Below are 20,433 nucleotides of genomic sequence, written 5' to 3'. Positions count from 1 at the left end.
GGGGGGTTCCTTCCGAGGGGGGAGGGGAAGAGGGTTAGGAAAGCTTCCTAACCAACACTGCATAGCAGTGCCTGAAGGGCCTGATGTCAATGGCCTGCGTAGGCTCAACTTCCGTTGGACATGGGCCCGTTGGGTGATTTGCGGTGGGAGCGCCCGGGATCAGCCCCGGCCGGCGCGGTCCGGGTTCGCCTTGGCGGCCGTGGCGTAGGCCGAACCCAGCCAGGACTCGTCGATCCGCAGGCGCTTGTAGCGGGCGGTGTCGGTGGAGGCCGCGTAGGTGCTGGTCACTTCGAGGCGGACGTGGCGGGTGGTGGTCGCCGGTAGGTCGATGACCGCCACACCCCGCGCGCTGGGCAGCGTCCCGGACTTCACCGGACTCCCCCAATGGGAGCCGTCCGCGCTGACGTACACCCTGTAGCCCTTGATGCGCGCCGACTGCTCGGTGTCGGAGCGCGCGTAACTCACCGAGTCCTCGCGCTGGTTGACGCCCAGGTACTGGACCTTCCTGGCCGCGCCGAGGTCGTAGTCGAGCCGCACGGGGAGGGTCTTGCCGTTGTCCCAGTACGTCAGGTGGCTGCCGTCGGCCGCCGCGGCGGCCTCGTGCCCGCTCGCGGAGGCGCTGGCGGTCACGGTGCAGGCAGAGGCGGGGATGATCCCGGCCCGCCCGGCCGTGGTCACCTTGAAGACGGTGTCGTACGGGTCCCAGCCGCCCAGACCGCGGAGGGTGAGCGTGCCGCCGGACTGGCTGTACGGGATCGCCGCGCCGGTACGGAGGTTGGTCACCCCGGTCACCCGGTAGCCGTTGTCGCGCAGCTTGAGGGTGGAGGTGGTGGGCGGGGTGATGACGTGGACGTACTGCCGGTCGGGGTCGGCCTTGCTGACGGTGGTGACGCCGTGGGCGCCGTCGTTCCAGGACCCGGGCTTGAGCCCGCCGTACAGGTACCCGCCGCCCTCGACGCCGTGCAGTGACTCCCGGATGGGGTCCAGATAGCCGTCGGCGAAGTCGTTGAAGGCGGCCTGGTTCGACGGGAACTTCCCGTTCACCTGGGCCGTTTCCGCCATGAGGGCTTTCACCGACGACCCGGCGTTGGTGACGAGCCGTCCCAGGGTGAGTTTCCTGTCGACTTCCGGATTCGATCCGTCGTACCACCAGGCGCCGGTGGACGGCAGTTTGAAGTCGGCTTCGGTGAGCCGTGGTTGGGCTGTGTAGAGCGCCTGCGGATAGTCGTAGGCGGGGCTCATCCCGGTCTTCTGCTCATTGCTGATCATATCCATGACCGGCGTGTCCTCGTTGTTGTTGCTGAGCGTGAAGGAGGGGCGTTTCCGCTGGATCTGCTCGTAGAGGTGGTGGCTCTCCCAATAGGCGTTGTCGTTGTCGATCCAGAAGCCGCCGAGGTCGGGGTAGCGGTCCATGACCTCGAAGAAGTTGTCGTAGCTGAACTGCCCGAACCCGTCACGGGTGGTCAGGTCGACACTGCTGCCCTTGTACGAGGAGTAGGCGGCGGAGTCCAGCCACTCATGGCCGCCCTGGTCGTGCCACTGGGGGTCGTCGGTCATATAGAGGATGGTCTTCAGGCCCTCGGCCTTGGCGGCCGCGATCAGCTCGCCCAGGAAGTCCCGCCCGGTCGAGCAGCTGCCGGGGATCTTCGACGGCCAGGGGCGGGCGTAGCCGAGGCGGCTGTGGAAGGTCGCGAGGACCAGATACTGCGCGTGCAGCTTCTGCGCCTCACCCACCCAGTATCCGGGCGTCCAGCCGCCGCCGGTGACGTCCGACTCCCAGCCCGAGCAACTGGTGTGCGCGGGCGCGGTCCGCTCGCCCCAGTGCAGGAAGAGCCCGGAGGTCGAGGCGCGCAGGAAGTCCTGGCGCGGGTTCTGGAGGTCGGCCCGGGCGGGCCCCTGGAGGGTCAGCGCCCCGAGCACGAGCGCGAGGACGAGCAGGATCCGGGAGCGTCTCTTCACTTGTCCTCCGCCAGTTGCTCGTTCATGATCAGGAAAGCGCCGAGGCCGTGGAAGTCGTTGGTGGCCCGGGTGCGGGCGGCGTAGTAGGCGTACTCACCGACGTTGGTACCGATGGAGATGTCGGTGAGGTCGGTCCTTCCGTCCGCGCCGAGCGAGATCCTGGCGAGGACGCCCCGGTAGCCGCGCCGGGCGACCGCTTCGTAGTGCGGGTCGAGATAGCCCTGCTGAACCGCGCGGTCCAGCGCGTAGGTGAACATGCTGGAGCAGGACGTCTCGGTCCAGTTGTCGGACCGCGCCCCCTTGTCGACGACCTGGAACCAGCGGCCGGACTTCGGGTCCTGGTAGCGCTCCAGCCCGCCCGCGAGGTTCCGCAGATGCGTCAGGAGCCCGGCGCGCCGGGGATGCCCGGTGGGCAGCGCGTCCAGGACGTTCACGAGCGCCATCGCGTACCAGCCGATGGCCCGGCACCAGTGCTCGGGGGCGAGCCCGGTGGACGCGTCGGCCCAGCTCGCGGTGCGCGACTCGTCGTAGGCGTGCTTCAGCAGACCACCTGGCACCTGCAAGTGACGTCCGTAGACGGCGAGTTGCCCGGCCGCCTCGTCATGGGCGTACGCGGCGTCGCCGAACTCCTTGCCGTACTCGACCAGGAAGGGGTTGACCATGTACACCCCGTCCGCCCACAGCTGATGGGCGCGGCTGCTGCTGTCGGCGTGCCAGAAGCCTCCGTCGGCGGTGCGGGGATAGGTGTTCAGCCGGTCGCGGATCTTCTTGGCGGCGATCCGGTAGCGGTCCTGCCCGGTCTCGTGGTGGAGGATCACGAGCAGCCGCCCCGCCTGCATGCTGTCGAGGCTGTTGAAGCTCTGGCCGATCCTGCCCGAGGCGTCCACGAACCGGTCGACGTAACTCCTGATGTAGGAGAGCAGCTTGGGGTCGTGGGTGCGCTGGTAGACCTGGTACTGACCGAAGAGGTAGAGGCCGACGGGGTACGACCAGCCGCCTATCGAGGCCGGTGTGTAGCGGGCCATGGTCGACGCGGTCATGGCGACCGACCAGTCCGTGGCGGCCCGGACGTCGGAGCGCGGGTTCGGCCCGTGCGGGGCGGCCGTGGCGGGCGCCGTGGCGGCGATCCGGCCGTGAACGCCTCGACGAGGTGGTGGTCGGGAGCGCGATGGCAGGCCGGGTCGGTCCGGGCCGGGTCGCCGGTCAGCGCGTACGCCTGGCAGCGGCAGCCGCCGAAGTCGGTGGTGCGCAGCGCGCAGCCACGGCAGGGGTCGGGCATCCAGGCGGTGCCCCGGTAGGCGTGGAACGCCGGGGACTCGCGCCAGATCCACTCCAGCGGCCGGTCCCGGACGTTGGGCGGGTCGAGGCCGGGCAGTGAGGCGGCGGCCGGGCAGGGCAGTACGGTCCCGTCGGGCGCCACGGTGAGCGAGACCGCACCCCAGCCGCCCATACAGGGCTTCGCGGTGCCGTCGAAGTAGTCGGGGACGACCCAGACGAGCTCGACACGCCCGGCGAGCCGCGCCCGCCAGCGGTCCACCGCCACGCGGGCACGCTCCAACTGGCCGCGTCCGGGGAGGAGTTGCTCGCGATTGAGCAGGGCCCACCCGTAGAACTGGGCGTTGGCCAGCTCGATGCGGTCGACGCCCCAGGCGAGTCCGAGCTCGACGATCGCGTCCAGCGCGTCCAGGTTGTCGCGGTGCAGCACCACATTGAGCCCCAGCGGCAGCCCCGCCTCCCGCACCAGGGTGGCGGCCCGCTCCTTGGCCGCGAAGGAGCGGCGGCGGCCCGCGATGCGTTCGGACGCCGACGCGTCGGCGTGCTGCACCGAGAGTTGCACGGCCCGCAGCCCGGCGCGCACCAGACCCTCCAGGCGCTCCGCGTCCAGACCGATCCCGCTGGTGACGAGCTGGGTGTAGATGCCGGCCGCGTCGGCGGCGGCGACGATCGCGGGCAGATCGCGACGCAGCAGCGGTTCACCGCCGGAGAGGTGGGTGTGGACGACGCCCAACTCCCCCGCCTGACGCATGACCTCACACCAGCCCTCGGTGTCCAGCTCGCGGGTGCGGCGCACCAGCTCCACCGGGTTCGAGCAGTACGCACAGTGCAGCGGGCAGCCGTGGGTGAGCTCGGCGAGCAGCGCCCAGGGCGGGTCGACGGCCACCCCCGGCTCGACGGCCGTCGCAGCGTCGGGGTTCAGTGCGGGATCAGGGTTCAGCGCGGGATCGGGGGTCATCGCGGGATCGGGGGTCATCGCAGCCACCCTTCCTCCCGTAACTTCCCGAGGAACGCAGGGACTTCGTCGGCCACGGGCGCGCCCGGGAAGCGCGCGCCGAGCTCGTCGACGATGGCCCGCAGATCGCGTCGGCCGTCGCACAGCCGGACGATGTGCCCGGCGGGTCCGCGCAGCACGACCACGCGCTCGGGCAGCACCAGCAGATCGCAGCCGCGCACACGGTCGTGGCGCAGCAGCACGGACCGGGAGAGCACCGGCCGCCAGGTGCCGGCCTGCGCACCCGGGACCCCGGCGGCGCTCATGACACACCCCCGGGCGCGCCCGCTCCCCCGTACTCCTGGACTCCGCCGTGCTCCACCGCGTCGAGCAGTGACCACAGGACGTCGCACTTGAAGGCGAGCGCGGCGACGGCCCGTTCCTGCTGCTCACGGGTGCGCGCCCAGGCCTTGACGAGCGCGAGCGCCTCGCCGCCGTCGCGGCCGCCCTGCTCGATACGGGTACGGAAGTATGCGAGCCCGCCGGCCTCGATCCACGGATAGTGCTCCGCGAACGCCTCGATGCGGGTGCGCATGAGACCGGGCGCGGCGAGTTCGGTGAGCGAGGCGGCGACGGCGTCGAGCGGCGGCCGCAGCCGGCAGAAGTTGACATATCCGTCGACCGCGAGCCTTACGCCCGGCAGCACTTCGGCCCCCGAGGCGAGCCGCACCCGGTCGATCCCGGCGGCCTCCCCGAGCCGCAGCCAGCGCTCGATGCCGCCTTCGCCGTCCCGCGTCCCGTCGTGGTCCTGGATGCGCCGCAGCCAGGTCCGCCGCAGCGCCGGTGTGTCGAACTTCGCCAGGACGTGGGCATCCTTGACGGGGATGTGCCGCTGGTAGTGGAAGCGGTTGAGGATCCAGCGCCGCAGCTCGTCGGGGCGCAGCTCGCCCTTGTGCATCCGTACGTTGAAGGGGTGCCGGTCGTGGTACCGCGCTTCGGCGACGGCACGCAGGCGCGACTCCAACTCCTCGCCGGTCCACGGCACTTGGACGCCGTCGACGGCGGCTCCGCCGGAACTCATATCTCGATCACCATCCGCTCGGCGGCGACTTCGATCCCCAGTTCGGCCAGCCGGACGTGCTCGGCCGCACCCGGGTCCGTAAGGGGGTTGGTGTTGTTGAGGTGGGTGTAGAGGCACCGGCCACGCACCCCGGCGAGCCGACGGGCGGTGCCGTCGGGCCCGTCGATGGGCAGATGGCCCATGGCGGTGGCGGTGCGGAGCGAGATTCCCGTACGTACGGGCTCGTCGTCGTCCCAGAACGTGCCGTCGACCAGGACGCAGTCGGCGTCCTCGACGGCCTTCCCCAGGGCGTCCGGCCAGGCGGCGAGGGCGGGGGCGTACACGGCACGGGCCCCGGTGGCGGGTTCGTGGAGCCGCAGGGCGACGACCCAGGCATCGCCGGGCGGCTCCGGGGGCGTGGGCGACGGCAGTCCGACGGCGTACCGGGGCCGTTTGGCCGAGATGGACAGGGCACTGATCTCTACGGCATCGCCGAGGAGACGGGGCTCCCTCCCCAACTCCCCCCATTCCAGAGGCGCATAGGGCCCGATCACCTCACCCAGGCGCTGTCCGGCGAGCAGTGCGTGGCGTACGGGCGGGGTCGCCCACACCTCGACTCCGGCGCGGGCCTCGCGGAGCCGGACGATGCCGAGGGTGTGGTCGAGTTCGGCGTCCGTGAGGACGACACCGGCGACGGGGGTCTCGCGCGGGCCCGGGCCGGGGTGGAGGGCGGGGGCGGCCTCGATCTGGTCGGTGAGGTCGGGTCCCGCGTTGACGACGTACCAGCGGTGGTCGGCCACCCGTACGGCCAGTGACGCGTGGCGGCGGCGCCGGTGCGGGTGGGCGCGTGCCCCGGCACAGCCGGGGCACGCGCAGTTCCACTGGGGCAGTCCGCCGCCCGCCGCGGTGCCCAGCACCTGCAGCAGCATGGCGGTGGGTCTACCGGTCGGCGAGGAAGTAGGCGGTGACTTCGAGCGCGGTCTCGACGACCACATACTCCGGAGTCACCCAGACGGGGGTTTCCTCCGATGTTTCCTTGCGTTCATTCATGGGGGCGTGCCTGCCTTTCCGTAACTTCGTGGGGGGCGGGTTCAGCTGTGAACCCTGTACGGCATATGCGGGGCAGAGGCGAACGCGGCGTTCACAAGGATGTACCGCGTTCAGTTATGTGCCATAGGGTCGCGTCTCGCGGGAGTGCGGTCAATGGTCTGAATCGAGAAGGTCGGATCTGTAGCGCGGAATTCTGATGACGCCCACCATCGGGGAAGGGTTCGGGGGACGATGCGGGGCCCGATTCGGGGAATGGTTCTGTCCGCGTGATCGTTGATGTTCCGAGTACCAACCGACGACGTAAGGATCGACCGCTCGTGAGCAAGGTCCCCTCCATCACCCTCAACAACGGCGTCGAGATGCCGCAGCTCGGTTACGGTGTCTGGCAGGTGCCGGACGACGAGGCCGCGCAGGCGGTCACGACCGCGATCGAGACCGGGTACCGGTCGATCGACACAGCCGCGATCTACGAGAACGAAGTGGGCACCGGCAAGGCGATCGCGTCGTCCGGAGTGGCCCGCGAGGAGCTGTTCGTCACCACGAAGCTGTGGAACAGCTCGAAGGAGACGTGGACGCGTGACAGCGTCCTGCGCGAGTTCGACGCATCGCTGGCGAAGCTGGGCCTCGACCACGTCGACCTGTACCTGATCCACTGGCCGCGCGCGGTGCGCGAGGACTACGTGACGATCTGGAACGCGTTCGGCGAGATCGCCAAGAGCGGCCGCGCCAGGGCGATCGGCGTCTCCAACTTCAAGGAGCCGCAGCTGCGCCGGATCATCGACGAGTCGGGCGTAGTCCCGGTGGTCAACCAGGTCGAGCTGCACCCGCAGCTCGCCCAGCCCGAGCTGCGCGCCTTCCACGCCGAGCACGGCATCGCGACCGAGGCCTGGTCGCCGCTGGGCCAGGGCAAGGGCCTCCTGGAGGTCCCGACGATCGTCGCGATCGCGCAGAAGTACGCGAAGACCCCGGCGCAGATCGTGCTGCGCTGGCACCTCCAGCTCGGCACCATCGCCATCCCGAAGTCGGTGACGCCCTCGCGCATCGCCGAGAACTTCGACGTGTTCGGCTTCGAGCTCGACACGGAGGACATCACGGCGATCGCCGCGCTCGACGAGGCGAAGCGGCTGGGGCCGGACCCGGACGACTTCGACTCCAACTGAGGCCGCACGCCCGTACCGGGGTCGTGGCGAGGGACCGCCGCCCCGACAGCTCGGTCGTCGTGAGCGGCGGGCATCGCACCGCACGGGGCGCCCGGTCCGTCTGCGGACCGTGCCGGGTTGCTCGCGTACTGCCCCGCGCCCCCGACTGCCTGGGGGCGCGGGGCAGTACGCGACCAGCCCTGTGCGGCCCGCAGACGAGCCCCGGGCCCAAAGGCGAAGTCCGCCTTCTCAGCCCGCGCGCCTCGCCGTGTGGATCGACCTGGCCGTCAGGAGGAACACATCCGGGCGGCGCGCCAGACCCGCCTCGTCCGCCGGGTCCACCAGACGTCGCAGCACCGCCGCGTCCTGCGCCGACAACTGGTCCCCCACCGTCTCCGAGGTCCGGGCGAACGCGTACGCCACCTGCTCGCGTACGGCCGGGTCCAGCGGCGCCGGGAAGTCGACGAGGAAGCTGCGGGTGGCCGGGGACGTCAGCCCCACGGACGTGAGCAGCGCCGCCCAGTCCTCGGTCTCCTCCTTGGCCTCCGGCAGCTCCGCCCGCATCCGCGCGAACCGCTCGTCCACCAGCACGTCGATCCTGGCCTCCAGACCGGGCTCCCCCATACCGATGTCACGGGGCAGCCGGCGGGTGGGCAGCCCGCCTTCGGCGAGGGCCACCGTGCCGCCCGGCCGCAGCAGACCCGCGAACCCGGCGAGCGCGGCCCGCTGGTCGCCCAGGTGGTGCAGCGAGTTGCCCGCCCACACCAGGTCGGCCTCGCCCAACGCGCCGAATCCGTCGGGGAGTTCCGTCTCGATCGTACGGACGCGGTCCCCCAGGCCCAGGCGCTCCGCGCGGGCCAGCGCATGGCCGAGGAGCGCCCGGTTGCCGTCGACGGCGACGACCTCCGCCTGCGGGAAGGCCTCCGCGAGCAGACAGGTCACCACGCCGGGGCCGCTGCCGATGTCGAGGATCCGGCGCACCTCGGCACCCGGCCGCCGCCCGGCGATCCAGGCCGCCGCCTCCCGGTACGCCCCAGAGAACAGTTCGGCCTCGCCGACCAGGAGCGGGAGCAGGGCCTCCCAGTCGAAGTCCACCCAGCCGTCGCCGTGCCCGTGGCCATGACCGTGTCCGTGACCGTGGGTGCGGCCGTGGGTGTGTTCCCGGCCGCCGCCGTCGTCGCCGTGGCCGGTCCGGCTGTTCTGGGTGTCCTGGCCGTCGTGGCCGCGCGAGTCGCTCATGGCTCCACCCTGCCCCCGACCACCGCGGAGCCGGGAATCTCTTTGCCGTTTCGGCAATTCGTCCGGTGCTCCTGCGGGCTGATCCCCCGCACCCGTTTGAAGGCGGCGCTCAGCGCGAACGCGCCCCCGTACCCCACCTGCCGCGCGATCGCCTCGACCGTCGCGTCGTCCTCGCGCAGCAGATCCGCCGCGAGCGCGAGCCGCCAGCCCGTGAGGTACGCCATCGGCGGCTCCCCCACCAGTTCCCCGAACCGGCGGGCCAGACCGGCCCGGGAGACCCCGCACTTCGCGGCGAGCGCGGCGACCGTCCACGGGTGCGCGGGCTCGTTCTGGAGCAGCCGCAGCGCGGGCCCCACCACCGGGTCGCCCATCGCCCGGTACCAGGCGGGCGCGTCGGCGCCCGGCCGGTTGAACCAGGCCCGCAGCACCGCGATCAGCAGCAGGTCGAGCAGCCGGTCGAGGACGACGCTCTGGCCGGGCTCGTCCCTGGAGATCTCCTCGTCGAGCAGCGGCATCACCGAGCAGTTCCACTCCTCGGCGGTGAGCACGAGCAGCGGGGGCAGCGCGTCGAGCAGCCGCCCGCTGATCTCACCCTCCATCAGATACGTGCCGACCAGCATGGTGGCCGAGCCGTCGGCGGCGTTGCCCCAGGTCCGTACGCCCAGCTCCATCGACTGCGCCAGCGGCTCGCCGCGCAGGGTGGTGCACACCCCGCCCGGCCCGATCCTGGCGGACGGCTCGGCGTCCGGCGCGTGCGTGACGGTGTACGGGTCGGGGCCGCGGGCGACGACGATGTCACCGGGGCGGGCCAGGACCGGCCGCCCGGAGTCCGGGACGATCCACGCCTCGCCCCGGGTCACCGACATCAGACAGATCGGCGCCCGGTCCTCGATCCGTACGGACCACGGCGGTTCCATCACCATCCGCAGCAGAAACGCCCCTCGGGCGCGCGGTCCGTCGAGCAGTCCGGCGAGTGCGTCCATGGGGCCGAGCCTATGCGCTCCGCCGGACGTGCGGTGAGTTCGGCCGCGGGTCCGCCGGGGCCGGTCGGAGCGGGCGGCGGCCCCGTGGACGCAGACGTATGCGCATGAGCCCCTGAAGCATGGAGAGACCGGACCGCGCCCACGAAGCTGGACACATGACGAACACAGCGCAGAACACCGAGCGGAACACCCACCTGAACACCGACGCGAACACCGGCCTGAGCACCCGTCAGGACACCCCGGACACCACGCGGACGGTGCTCGTGACCAACGGCACCGGCAAGACCGGGCACCGCGTCGTCGAGCGGATCACCGCGCTCGGTGTGCCGGTCCGGGCCGGCTCGCGCAACGGCGAGGTGCGCTTCGACTGGGCGGACGAGTCGACGTGGGGGCCCGCGCTCCAGGGTGCGGACGCCGCCTATGTGACCTACTTCCCGGACCTCGCCGCACCCGGCGCGGTCGAGGCGATGCGGGCCTTCGGCGAGCTCGCCGACCGGCACGGTGTGCGACGCCTGGTGCTGCTCTCCGGGCGCGGTGAACCGGCGGCGGTGCTCGCCGAGGACGCCCTGCGCGCCTCTGGCGCCGACCTCACGGTCATACGCTGCGCCTTCTTCGCCCAGAACTTCAGCGAGGGCGCGCTGACGGAGGCCGTACTCGCGGGCGAGATCGCGTTCCCGGCCGGTGACACGGCCGAGCCGTGGGTGGACGCCGACGACATCGCCGACGTCGTGGTCAAGGCGCTCACCGAGGACGGACACGCGGGGCTCACCCATGAGTTGACGGGCCCTCAGCTGCTGACGCTCGCCGAGGCCGCGGCGGCGCTGTCGGACGCGGCCGGCCGCCCGGTGCGCTATGTGCCGGTGACCGGGGCGCAGTACGCGGAGCTGCTGGTGCAGTACGGTCTGGACGAGGGGGAGGCACAGTGGCTCGCGGAGCTGTTCACGACGCTGCTCGACGGGCACAACTCCTCGACCACGGACGACGTCAAGCGTGTCCTGGGCCGCGAGCCCAAGGCGTTCGCGGACTTCGCGCGGGATGCCGCGGCGACCGGTGACTGGCAGGGCTGAGCGCCCCGTTGAGCACCCGGCGGGGTACCCGGACGACCGCTCCGGGTACCCCGCCGACCGCCTCAATCGTTGCTCTCAGGCCAAGTGACCGAAACGTGCCGTGACCAAGACCACGCCCTCCGTGAGTGTCCGATTACCGCAATCGGGGCCTGCCGTCGGGTCGCCGCCATTCCTTCGCACTAGGTTTTCGTCTGTCACCGCATTGACGGCACGCCGCGACGAAGGAAGCTGAACCGATGGACGAGAACGAATCCCTGGCCGAGCGTTTCGAGGAGAACCGCCCGCGCCTGCGGGCGGTCGCCTACCGGATGCTCGGCTCGCTGAGCGAGGCGGAGGACGCCGTCCAGGAGGCCTGGTTGCGGGCGGCCAGCTCCAGCGAGGGCGTGCAGAACCTGGGCGGCTGGCTGACCACCGTCGTCTCGCGGGTCTGCCTCGACATGCTGCGCTCGCGCCAGGCCCGGCGCGAGGACCCGCTCGACGTCCATGTGCCCGACCCGATCGTGGACCGTCCGGACCGGGTGGACCCCGAGCACGAGGCGCTGCTCACCGACTCGGTCGGGCTCGCCCTGCTCGTCGTGCTCGACACCCTGGCCCCGGCCGAGCGGCTGGCGTTCGTCCTGCACGACATGTTCGGTGTGCCGTTCGAGGAGATCGCGCCGATCGTGGACCGCGCCCCGGCGGCGACCCGACAGCTGGCCAGCCGGGCCCGCCGCCGGGTGCAGGGCCGGGCCGTTCCCGACCCGGACCTGAACCGGCAGCGCAAGGTCGTCGACGCCTTCCTCGCGGCGGCGCGCGGCGGCGACTTCGAGGGCCTGCTCGCCACCCTCGACCCGGACATCGTGCTCCGGGCCGACTACGGGCCGGGCTCGCTCACCCCGTCCAAGACGGTGCTCGGCGCCCACGCCGTGGTCCAGAACGCGCTGTCCTTCGCCCAGTACGCCAAGTTCGCCCGTCCGGCGCTGGTCAACGGCGCCATGGGCGTGGTCAACGCCCCGGAGGGCCGGACGATGGCGGTGCTCGGCTTCACGGTCCGGGACGACAGGATCGTCGAGATCAACATCCTGGCCGACCTGGAACGACTGGCCGAGCTCGATGTGGCGGCGCTCGACGCGTGACCCCGGCGCCTCCCGGGGCCCGAGCGCCCCGGGAGGTCAGCCCGCGCCGTGGCCGGGGGCGATCGCCTCGACGCGGTGGGCGAGCTCGAAGTCCTTCTCGGTCACCCGGCCGCCCGCGTCGTGGCTGTTCACCGTGAGCGCCACCGTGTTGTAGCCGAGCGTCAGATCCGAGTGGTGGTTCAGCTCGTCCTGGATCTGCGCGATGTGGATGACCATCGCGGTGGCCGCGAAGTGCGAGGCCAGCCGGTAGGTGCGGGCGAGGCGCTCCTCGCCGTCCGCGAGCGACCAGCCCGGCAGTTCGCGCAGGCGGTCCTCGATGTCCTTCTGCGACAGCGGCTCAACGGGCATGACCGGACTCCTTACGAGGTGGTGACGGTGCGGAGTGGAGCGCGGTGTCTCCGGCTCCGTATCCGTAGCGTCGCCCCTATGCGTGTACTTGTCACGGGAGGCGCGGGCTTCATCGGCTCGCAGATCGTTACGGCCCTCTCCGCCCGGGGCCATGAACCAGTCGTCCTCGACCGCGCGGTCGACCCCGCCGACGACGTCCGCGACCGCGAGGCCGTCGCCCGGGCGCTGCACGGCGTGGACGCCGTCTGCCACCAGGCCGCGATGGTCGGCCTCGGCACCGACTTCTCCGACGCGCCCGACTACGTGTCCTGCAACGACCTGGGCACGGCGGTGCTGCTCGCCGCGATGGCCGAGGCGGGCGTGGACGATCTGGTGCTCGCCGGATCGATGGTGGTGTACGGGGAGGGGCGCTACGAGTGCCCGCGCCACGGCCCCGTACGCCCCGGGCCCCGGCCGTACGAGGAGCTGGCGGCCGGGCGCTTCGAGCCGCTGTGCCCGCGCTGCGGCGCGGAGCTGACGCCGGGCCTGGTCGGCGAGGACGCGCCCGCCGACCCGCGCAATGTGTACGCGGCGACCAAGCTGGCCCAGGAACATCTGACGGCCGCCTGGGCACGCGCCACCGGCGGCCGTGCGGTGTCGCTGCGCTACCACAACGTGTACGGGCCGGGGATGCCCCGCGACACCCCGTACGCGGGGGTCGCCTCCTTCTTCCGCTCGTCCCTCGCGCGCGGCGAGGCGCCCCGGGTCTTCGAGGACGGCCGCCAGCGCCGGGACTTCGTGCACGTACGCGATGTGGCCTCGGCGAACGCGGTCGCTCTGGAGGCCCTGCGCGAGCGCCCGCCGGGCACCCTCACCGCGTACAACACGGGCAGCGGGACCCCGCACACGGTGGGCGAGATGGCCGAGGCGCTGGCGGGGGCGTACGGCGGGCCCGCGCCGGTGGTGACGGGTGAGTACCGGCTCGGGGAGCAGCGCGGCCACCACGAGCAGCACCACGACGGCGCGGCGCAGGGCGGCGAGGAGAACGGGCGGCATGCCACAACCCTGCCCGCGAAAGCCCATGAACTGCCCGGATCCGGGTGATATCCGCTCTCCCGGGTGAACGCCCGTCAGTGCACCCGGAACACCGGCCCCTTGGGGGTGAACGGCAGCGCCCCGCCCTGCGGCACGAGATAGGCGTGCTCGCGCCCCACCCGCAGCACATCGCACCAGCCGTCGGTGATGATCAGTACGGGAGCGGCGGCCGGGAAGTCCTCGGCGCGCCGCAACAGGTCGATGCCGGGCTGCAGGACGGTCCCACCGCGCCCCCGCACCCGTACCCGCCCGGCGATCTCGGCCGGGGGCAGGAAGCCCGCGTCGTACGGGGCGGCGTCGCAGAACACCACCCGCGCCGCCGGTACGTCACGCGCCTCGGCGTAGGAGGCGATGGCGCCCAGAGCCTTGCCGAGCAGGCGCCGGTCCATCGAGCCGGAGGTGTCCAGGACCACCCCGAAGGTGCAGCGGCTGGTCTCCTCGGGCGGGAAGTAGCGGCCCGCGCGCGGGATGTCCGGGGTCGCGGCCTGGCGCCGGGACGGGCGGGCGTAGCTGCGCACGGGCTGCGGCCGGGGCACGAACTCGTCGAACCAGCGCGCCAGTCGGGCGTCCCACGGCACCGGCGGGTGGGCCAGCGCCCGGATCTCCTCGACGAGCCCGGCCGGGAGCAGCCCGCGCTGCCGGTCGCCGTGCAGCTGGTGGCCCTGGACCAGGGCGCGCCGGTAGAACGCGTCGAGGTCGACCGCGTCGGACGGGCGGTGGCCGAGCGGTTCGCCGAGGATGTCGCCGACGCCCTTGCCGCGCAGGGTGGCGAGCCGGCGGCGACGGCGCAGATCGGTGGCGATCCGGTCGTACACCTCCTCGGCCGAAAGGCCCTTCAACGACGGGTCGTACAGCAGCCCTTCGGGCATCTGGCCCACGCCCATCTCGACCAGCCAGCCGTTGATGACGTAGTCGGCGGCGACGTTGAAGAGGTACGGGTCGCGGGCGCCGCGCCGGTCGCCGTGGCGCAGGGCGGCGTGCAGCATCTCGTGGCCCAGGACGAACCGCCACTCCTCGTCGTCGTACCGCACCAGGGGGTTGAGGTAGATCTCGCCGAGCGTGGCGTCCACGGCGGCGACGGCGATGCCGTGGGCGCGGGCGAGTTCGGCGTCCGCGACCACGCGCATCCCGGCGGCGACGCCGCCGAGCAGCGGGTAGGAGGAGACGAACCAGCTCAGCGCCCGCTCCCAGGGCTGCTGGACGAGCCGCTCGCCGGTGAGGCTGTCGCGGCGGCCGCCCGCCACGTCCATGGCGGCGGAGACGGTCCGGGTCAGCGCGTGGGCGAAGCCGAGCTGCCAGTCGGGGGCGGTGCCCTGCCAGCCGTGCCACTCGACGAGGAGCTGGTCGGGCGTGCCGTCGGCGGTGCCGCAGCGCTCGTAGACGGCGGGGATGCCGTCGCGCCGCCAGCGGGCGGCGAGCTGCTCCTCCTCGCCGTCCGGGTAGCTCTCCGGCAGGTGGTCGGGCGCGACGCCGACCGGGAAGCCGAGCAGGAAGCGGTTGACCACCGTGCAGCGGGCGGCGAGGTCGAAGCGGTCGGGCTGGGTGCGGGCGCCCTTCTCGGCCGGGACGTGCCCGAAGCCGAGGTGGATGAAGGCGTGCGCGAGCGTCCAGGCCCACTCCTCGGGCTCGGCCCGCCGGGTGGGGTGGACGTGGACGCACCCGTCGGAGTCGACGACCGCGAGCCCCTGGCCGGGGTGGACCGAGCAGGTGGCGCCGCGGCACACGCTCGCCTCGACGGCGGCGAGCGCCGGGTTGCGCTTGACCAGTGCGAGCCCGGCCGCGAAGGCCTCGGCGGCCGGGTCGGGACGCGCCGGGGAGACCTTGCGGGGACGGCTCACTGGCGCGCCTCCACCAGGCGGGGCATGTCGCGCGCGGCCTCGACGAGGAACCAGGCGGGCAGCACCGGCCGGCCGTCGGCGTCCTCGGCGATGACGGTCTGGGCGACCTCCACGGAGATCTCGGCGAGCTGCACCAGCAGGGACTTGGCCCGGTAGGCGGTCTCGCGGACGGCGGCCGAGGCGTGCCCCTTGGACGTGGGCAGCTCCTTGACCAGCCGGCCGCGGAAGGCCTCGGCGAGGTAGTAGAGCAGGTCCCGGTCCTCGATCCGGCGGGGCCAGGAGGCGTCGCCCTTGATGATCGCGTCGATCCCGTAGGTGTGCCGCACGATCTTGGCGTAGCCGCAGAAGGAGACGGCGTGCGCCGGGGTCAGGGTGCCGTGCGCGAGGACCTTGAGGGTCTCCTCGTCGAGCGCCGTCCCGAACGAGTGCAGGGCGTCGGAGAGCATGTGCCAGGAGCGCGGGGTGGAGAACGGCTCCTCGCTCTTGGGCGGCTGCGACCACAGGTGGTCGGGACGGTCGGCGAGGTAGTCGGTCACCCAAGGGTGGATGCCGTGCTCACCGGCCCACACCAGCCAGTCGGACGAGGAGGCCCGCAGATGGACGTGGGCGAGCCGGTTGACCAGCGCGGAGGCGATGGGGCGGGCCAGCGCGTTGTCGGTGGCGCGGTTTCCGGCGCCGATCACTATGGATCCGGCGGGCAGTTCGTAGCTGCCGATGCGGCGGTCCAGGATCAGCGAGTAGAAGGCCTTCTGGACGTCGGGAGTGGCCGCGTTGAGCTCGTCGAGGAAGAGGCAGTACGGCTCGTCGCGCGCGATGGCCTCCGGCGGGCAGAACACCGAGCGGCCGTCGCGGATCTGCGGCACGCCGATCAGGTCCTCGGGCGCCAGCTGCGTACCGAGCAGGCTGACGCACTCCAGGCCGAGCGACTCCGCGAACTTCCGCACCAGCGACGACTTCCCGATGCCGGGCGCTCCCCAGAGGAACACGGGCCGCACGGTGGCGAGTCCGAGCAGCAGCTCGGGTATCTGCGCGGGCGTGACGGTGACGGTGGCCTGCAAGTGCGGGGCTCCTCAAAGGGGTACGTGATGTCCGGAACGCCCAGTGTGGGCGGGCCGGACATCGCCCCGCACCCCATTTACGCGCGGGCGCTCTCCCGTACCGCCTGCTCGGGGAGCTCCGCCGCGTCCTCGCGGGCGGCCTGCTTGCGGGCCGCGAGCAGCGCGTACACCAGCACGCCCGCGAAGAGGAACAGCACGCCCTGGTAGACCGCCTCGTAGCCGGAGCCGGCCACCAGCCACAGGGAGAAGGCGGCGGCGAGGCCGGCGAGCAGCCCGTCGCGGACCAGCTGGCCCCGGTGGACGCGGTCGGCGCGGCCGGAGGCGAGGAAGTAGATCTGGGCGGCGGTGGACAGCAGATAGGGCACGGTCGCCGTGAAGGTGGTGACCAGGACCAGCATCTCGAAGACGCCCTGGGAGCCGGCCGTGTAGTTGTAGACGGTCAGCGACGAGGCGAGGACCACCGTGACCAGGACACCGGCGATCGGCACGCCCCGGGTCCTGCGGGCGAAGACCTTCGGGAAGAGACCGTCCTGGGCCGCGGCGTACGGGGTCTGGGCGCTCAGCAGGGTCCAGCCGTTGAGGGCGCCGACCATGGAGACCAGCGCGGCGACGGCGACCGCGGTGCCGCCCCAACTGCCGCCGAACATGGCGTTGACGGCGTCGGTGAAGGGCGCGGTGGAGGTCACCAGACGGTCGTGCGGCACGGTGCCGAAGACCGAGAGGGTGCCCAGGAGGTAGATCAGGGCGGCGCCGACGGTGCCGAGGATGGTGGCGCGGCCGACGTTGCGGCGCGGGTTGCGGACCTCGCCCGCGCTGACCGCGGCCGACTCGACGCCGATGTAGCTGAAGAGCAGGATCGCGGCCGAGGCGGAGACGGCGCCCATCGCGCTCCGGTCGTCGGCCTGGAGCGGGCCGAGGTTGGCCGGGTCGAAGAAGAAGAGCCCGCCGACCGCCACGAACAGCAGGGGCGCGAACTTCAGGACCGTGGAGACCAGTTGGACCGCGCCCACGTACCGGGTGCCCGCGAGGTTGGCGAGCGCCGGGAGCCACTGGAGGGCCAGCGCCGCCGCGATGGTGGCCGCTTTGTCGCCGTGCAGGGGTATCAGCACGTCGAGGTAGCCCACGGCCGCCACGGCGAGCGCCGCGTTGGAGACCCAGGTGGTGATCCAGTACGACCAGGCGGCGAGGAACCCGGCGAAGTCGCCGAACGCCTCGCGCGCGTAGACGTAGGGCCCGCCGGTCTGCGGCAGCCGCTGGGCGAGCCGCCCGAAGACCAGTGCCAGCGCGATCGCGCCCACGGTCAGGACCGCGAAGGCGACCAGGCTGATGGTGCCGAAGGGGGCGACCGACGCCGGGAGCAGGAAGATCCCGCCGCCGATGATGTTGCCCATGACCAGTGCGGTCGCCACCGGCAATCCGAACTGCCGGGCATGCCTGCTCTGGGTCTCTTGCGTGGTCATGGGGTGGTGCGCCTCTCTCCGTGCCAAAACCCGTTCATGGTCGGGTACGGAGGGCCCCGCTCAAAATCACGCGGATTTGTCCCGCAGGGCCGCCCCTTCAACCGGAAAAGGTCCGTCCACTTCGTCTTCCGACCGGGGAATCTGCGCGGCGGGGGAAACCGGCACCTGCGGTCCCATGCACTCGCGCAGCCAGCGCCGCAGCACGTGGTGCACCTGCTCGGCGCCCACCAGCCGGTCCCCGTCGGCGACCGGCGCCGACAGCTCGCGCGGCGACAGCAGGAACGGGTGCGCCTGCTCGCCGCCGAGCCCGCCGTGCGAGCCGATCTGCTCCTCGAAGGCGTGCACCTCGCCGGTGACCGGGTCGTACATGGAGTTGACCATGATGTCGGCGGTGTGCGGGAAGGTGTCGGTGCGCCGCACGGCCTCTGCGGCGCCGGGGGCGAACCCGGTCAACGGGCCCTTGCCGTCCTCCAGCTCGGCGAGCGGCACCTCCTGGATCCGGTCCGTGCCCGCGCCGCCGATGACCACCGCGCCGCACTCCTCGCTGCGCACCAGGAGGAACCCGATGCCGGGGTGCCCGGCGAGGGTGCGCAGCAGCGCGGGGTGGCGGCGGTCGATCTCCTCGCGGGCGATCCGCCCCTCGGTGTCCGGGAAGGAGACGAGCCCGAGGTTGCCGGAGGCGAGCACGACGGGGTCGGAGGCGGGCCCCGGCTCCCCGTTCTCCGGGACCGGCCGGTGCAGTGCGACGCGCACCGCGTCCCGCGCCTCCGCGCCGCTCTTGGTGCGCCCGGCGCTGCGCGGCACGGGCAGCCCGCAGCCGGCCCGCACCAGGTCCTTCAGGGTCAGCCCGTAGGCACCCGCGAACGTCTCGCCCGGGCTCTGCCCGTGGTCGGAGAGCAGCACGATCCGGTACGCGCGCGGGGCGTGCTCGGCGACCTTGGCGAGCAGCGCGATCGACCGGTCCAGACGCTCCAGGACCTTCTGGGCGTCCCGGCCGTGCGGTCCGGAGTGGTGGGCGACCTCGTCGTACGCCACCAGGTCGGCGTAGACGGCGGTGCGCCCGGCGAGCATGTCCCCGATCACCGCGGCGACCACCACATCACGCTCGACGACGGTGGCGAAGGCCCGGATGAACGGGTAGAGCCCGCCGCGCCGCACCCGCGGCGCGTCCCCGCGCAGCCGGGCGCGGGTGGACTGGCCGATCTCGCGGCCGACCTCGGCGACGAAGGAGAGCGCGGTACGGACGGCGTTGGCCGGGTCCGAGAAGTACGCGAAGTAGCCCGCCCGGGAGCGGTTGCGGCGACCGCGCCGGGCCGCCATCGACAGGACCAGGGCGAGCTGGTCGGCGCCGCCGGAGAAGAGGTTGCCGCGGCTGGCGCCGTCGACGGTGAGCAGCCCTCCGTCGCCGGTGCGCTGCACGGCCCGGCGCTGGAGCTCCACGGCGGAGGCGGGCCGGTTGGAGACCATCAGCTCGCCGGTCTCCTTCTCGTACCAGCGGAAGGCGGGCACGTCGAAGGTGCAGCCGTGCAGGATGCCGAGCTGGCTGGCACCGGTCTGGCTGGACCAGTCGGTGCGCCACGGGGTGAGCCGGTGGGTCCGCTCCAGCCAGCCGGCCACGGTCGGCATCAGACCGGCCGCGACCGCGTGGCACAGCACGTCGTGGCCGACGCCGTCGAGCTGGAGGAAGACCGTGCCGGGCGGCTCCGTTCCGCGGTCCTCGTCGCCGCGCCGGCGGCGGCGCCGGTCGGCCAGACGCGAGAGCCGGCGCCGGTAGGCGTTGTCGTCCCGCACCGCCAGCGCGGTGGAGGTCGCCGAGGCGACGGCCGACATCGCGGCGGCCACCACCACCGCGGTCTCCGGCTGGGCCGCGCCGCGCCCGCTGGGGATCAGGCTCAGCGCGATCAGCAGCAGCGAGCCGTTGAGGAAGAACACCAACAGGCCCAGGACGAGGGCCGGGACCAGCAGGAACGCGCGCACCACCAGGGGCCACACCAGGGCGCTGAGCAGACCGAACGCCCCGGCGCCCCAGGCGGCGGTGAGCGCCACGCGGGTGATGCTGTCGCCGCCCGCGGACTTCAGCCGGAAGTCGGGCAGGATCCCCGCGAGCACCATCATGGTGAGGGTGGAGACCACCCACACCACGATCACCCGCACCAGGGCGCTGCCCGCCGTCCGCCATCGCCCTGTACTCACGCCGCTCGTCACTGCCTCTCGCCTAGCCGATCCCTCCCAGCGTGTCACAGGGAGGGAAACCGGCCGACGCAATTGATCCCGGCAGGTGGCGGCCGCCTCAGCAGCCGTCGTACCCGGCGGTCGGCATCGAGAGCCTGCGGTGGATGTGGGCCTTCTTGGCCGCGTCGTACGACGGTTCGTCGAGCCCGGCCGTCTCCAGGCGCACCCCGCGCCGCTCGCACTCGGCGGAGAAGTCCGGCACCGACGTCAACGCCCGCTCCAGGACGCGCTCGTTGGGCGCGACGAAGAGGTCCACCTGGCCCGCGTCCACGTCCGCCCACAGTCCGACGTGGTCGGGGCGCAGCCCGTAGAAGAGCAGCTGCCGGGTGACCACGTACCCCTTGTCGGCGGCCCAGCGCGCGCACATCTCGTGCTGGCTGCGGGTGTCCACCAGGAAGGGGTCCAGGTCGAGTTCCTCCAGCGGGGTCAGACTGGCGATCGCCGCCACTCGCACGTCACCCATGACCGACCCCCATGCCCTTCGTTGTGGTGCCGACCCTACTCCTGGTTCACGGCGGCGAGGAGTAGCCGCAGGAGTGGCAGATCTTCCAGCCGTCCTGGGTGACCGCGAGTATCCCGCCGCAGCGCGGGCACTGCTCAGA

The 20,433-nt window shown here is 72.4% G+C and carries 19 protein-coding genes; 4 read left to right on the top strand and 15 right to left on the bottom strand.

Annotated elements, in window-relative coordinates; genetic code table 11:
* Positions 1-159 precede the first annotated feature (159 nt).
* Genes A8W25_RS27660 through pqqA form a run of 7 tightly spaced genes read right to left on the bottom strand, consistent with a single transcriptional unit; the run spans position 160 to position 6,278 of the window.
* Positions 160-1,959 carry a discoidin domain-containing protein gene (locus tag A8W25_RS27660; RefSeq protein ID WP_067166330.1) on the bottom strand — a complete coding sequence of 600 codons (1,800 nt, stop codon included), beginning with the start codon at positions 1,957-1,959 and terminating at the stop codon, positions 160-162.
* On the bottom strand, positions 1,956-3,086 hold the full coding sequence (locus A8W25_RS27655; protein ID WP_067167315.1) for a glycoside hydrolase family 88/105 protein: 1,131 nt from the start codon (positions 3,084-3,086) through the stop codon (positions 1,956-1,958). Before A8W25_RS27655 ends, A8W25_RS27660 begins: the two co-directional genes overlap by 4 nt.
* A complete protein-coding gene (gene pqqE / locus A8W25_RS27650) occupies positions 2,996-4,210 on the bottom strand; it encodes a pyrroloquinoline quinone biosynthesis protein PqqE (RefSeq protein ID WP_234386598.1) in 1,215 nt (404 codons plus the stop codon). Before pqqE ends, A8W25_RS27655 begins: the two co-directional genes overlap by 91 nt.
* Positions 4,207-4,494 (bottom strand): pyrroloquinoline quinone biosynthesis peptide chaperone PqqD, encoded by a 288-nt coding sequence (gene pqqD, locus A8W25_RS27645; protein ID WP_067166327.1) that lies wholly within the window; start codon positions 4,492-4,494, stop codon positions 4,207-4,209. Before pqqD ends, pqqE begins: the two co-directional genes overlap by 4 nt.
* On the bottom strand, positions 4,491-5,249 hold the full coding sequence (pqqC, locus tag A8W25_RS27640; RefSeq protein WP_067166325.1) for a pyrroloquinoline-quinone synthase PqqC: 759 nt from the start codon (positions 5,247-5,249) through the stop codon (positions 4,491-4,493). Before pqqC ends, pqqD begins: the two co-directional genes overlap by 4 nt.
* Positions 5,246-6,157 carry a pyrroloquinoline quinone biosynthesis protein PqqB gene (gene pqqB / locus A8W25_RS27635; protein ID WP_067166323.1) on the bottom strand — a complete coding sequence of 304 codons (912 nt, stop codon included), beginning with the start codon at positions 6,155-6,157 and terminating at the stop codon, positions 5,246-5,248. Before pqqB ends, pqqC begins: the two co-directional genes overlap by 4 nt.
* Before the next feature lie 10 nt (positions 6,158-6,167).
* The gene (gene pqqA, locus A8W25_RS27630) at positions 6,168-6,278 is read right to left on the bottom strand and encodes a pyrroloquinoline quinone precursor peptide PqqA (protein WP_067166320.1); all 111 of its coding nucleotides are present in this window, start codon (positions 6,276-6,278) and stop codon (positions 6,168-6,170) included.
* A gap of 317 nt (positions 6,279-6,595) precedes the next feature.
* Here pqqA and A8W25_RS27625 point away from each other — a divergent pair, with 317 nt between their 5' ends.
* Positions 6,596-7,438, top strand: coding sequence for an aldo/keto reductase (locus A8W25_RS27625; protein ID WP_067166317.1), 843 nt, complete (start codon positions 6,596-6,598; stop codon positions 7,436-7,438).
* A gap of 228 nt (positions 7,439-7,666) precedes the next feature.
* On the opposite strand, the gene A8W25_RS27620 is transcribed toward A8W25_RS27625, so the two are convergent.
* Positions 7,667-8,656 (bottom strand): class I SAM-dependent methyltransferase, encoded by a 990-nt coding sequence (locus A8W25_RS27620; RefSeq protein WP_079126432.1) that lies wholly within the window; start codon positions 8,654-8,656, stop codon positions 7,667-7,669.
* On the bottom strand, positions 8,653-9,639 hold the full coding sequence (locus A8W25_RS27615; protein WP_067166314.1) for an AraC family transcriptional regulator: 987 nt from the start codon (positions 9,637-9,639) through the stop codon (positions 8,653-8,655). The genes A8W25_RS27620 and A8W25_RS27615 overlap by 4 nt, the downstream gene beginning before the upstream one ends.
* 155 nt (positions 9,640-9,794) lie before the next feature.
* Between A8W25_RS27615 and A8W25_RS27610 the strand changes: the two genes are divergently transcribed.
* Together A8W25_RS27610 and A8W25_RS27605 are read left to right on the top strand one after the other, a co-directional pair.
* Entirely contained in the window at positions 9,795-10,706 is a 912-nt protein-coding gene (locus A8W25_RS27610) for an NmrA family NAD(P)-binding protein (RefSeq protein ID WP_079126431.1), read from the top strand.
* Between the two features lie 236 nt (positions 10,707-10,942).
* On the top strand, positions 10,943-11,821 hold the full coding sequence (locus tag A8W25_RS27605) for a sigma-70 family RNA polymerase sigma factor (protein ID WP_067166312.1): 879 nt from the start codon (positions 10,943-10,945) through the stop codon (positions 11,819-11,821).
* A 36-nt stretch (positions 11,822-11,857) separates the two neighbouring features.
* On the opposite strand, the gene A8W25_RS27600 is transcribed toward A8W25_RS27605, so the two are convergent.
* The gene (locus A8W25_RS27600; RefSeq protein ID WP_067166310.1) at positions 11,858-12,169 is read right to left on the bottom strand and encodes a 4a-hydroxytetrahydrobiopterin dehydratase; all 312 of its coding nucleotides are present in this window, start codon (positions 12,167-12,169) and stop codon (positions 11,858-11,860) included.
* A gap of 78 nt (positions 12,170-12,247) precedes the next feature.
* On the opposite strand from A8W25_RS27600, the gene A8W25_RS27595 reads away from it, so the two are divergent.
* Entirely contained in the window at positions 12,248-13,252 is a 1,005-nt protein-coding gene (locus A8W25_RS27595) for an NAD-dependent epimerase/dehydratase family protein (protein ID WP_079126430.1), read from the top strand.
* 26 nt (positions 13,253-13,278) lie between these two features.
* Here A8W25_RS27595 and A8W25_RS27590 read toward each other — a convergent pair whose 3' ends face one another.
* The 5 genes from A8W25_RS27590 to A8W25_RS27570 form a co-directional block, all read right to left on the bottom strand.
* The gene (locus A8W25_RS27590) at positions 13,279-15,081 is read right to left on the bottom strand and encodes a DUF2201 family putative metallopeptidase (protein ID WP_067166307.1); all 1,803 of its coding nucleotides are present in this window, start codon (positions 15,079-15,081) and stop codon (positions 13,279-13,281) included.
* Positions 15,078-16,139 carry an ATP-binding protein gene (locus A8W25_RS27585; protein WP_067166304.1) on the bottom strand — a complete coding sequence of 354 codons (1,062 nt, stop codon included), beginning with the start codon at positions 16,137-16,139 and terminating at the stop codon, positions 15,078-15,080. Before A8W25_RS27585 ends, A8W25_RS27590 begins: the two co-directional genes overlap by 4 nt.
* A gap of 77 nt (positions 16,140-16,216) precedes the next feature.
* Positions 16,217-17,599: an amino acid permease gene (locus tag A8W25_RS27580; RefSeq protein ID WP_079126429.1), complete on the bottom strand. Its 1,383-nt coding sequence runs from the start codon at positions 17,597-17,599 to the stop codon at positions 16,217-16,219.
* A 66-nt stretch (positions 17,600-17,665) separates the two neighbouring features.
* Positions 17,666-19,792 (bottom strand): phage holin family protein, encoded by a 2,127-nt coding sequence (locus A8W25_RS27575; protein ID WP_067166300.1) that lies wholly within the window; start codon positions 19,790-19,792, stop codon positions 17,666-17,668.
* Positions 19,793-19,889: 97 nt separating this feature from the next.
* Complete coding sequence (locus A8W25_RS27570) at positions 19,890-20,294, bottom strand: hypothetical protein (RefSeq protein ID WP_067166297.1); 405 nt, start codon at positions 20,292-20,294, stop codon at positions 19,890-19,892.
* Positions 20,295-20,433 lie beyond the last annotated feature (139 nt).

This window comes from Streptomyces sp. ERV7 (genome assembly GCF_001653515.1).
Taxonomy (GTDB): Bacteria; Actinomycetota; Actinomycetes; order Streptomycetales; family Streptomycetaceae; genus Streptomyces.
Note: the sequence above shows the minus strand (reverse complement) of the source record. Positions and strands in the feature narration are given on the sequence as shown.